Source organism: Mesorhizobium sp. M1A.T.Ca.IN.004.03.1.1 (genome assembly GCF_003997555.1).
Lineage (GTDB): Bacteria > Pseudomonadota > Alphaproteobacteria > Rhizobiales > Rhizobiaceae > Mesorhizobium.
Window position 1 is genome coordinate 1 of record NZ_RZTV01000709.1, and the last position, 253, is coordinate 253.

1 pseudogene is annotated in these 253 nt (G+C 56.9%); it reads left to right on the plus strand.

The features are described 5' to 3' along the window. Window positions 1–89, plus strand: a pseudogene (locus EOD29_RS33520) (thymidylate synthase); the annotation flags it as partial. Window positions 90–253: the final 164 nt, after the last annotated feature.

The following is a 253-nucleotide window of genomic DNA, read 5'->3' on the forward strand; positions in this document are numbered from 1 at the left end:
GCAAGCTTTCCTGCCAGCTCTACCAGCGCTCGGCCGATATCTTCCTCGGCGTGCCATTCTTTTCCGATGGTGCGTCGGTATCTTCGATCAAAAACCCCTGCAATCCAACGGTTCACTGAGTAAAGGCAGGCTGTACCGGTACAGTAGTTCGCACGCGCGGCTCGGCTTGGTCCGCCAAAAGTTCTGGTCAAAGCATTGCCGACCGCCATCGGCTAAAGAGTCAGCGAAGGACTCCCGGCCTATTCGCTCTCTG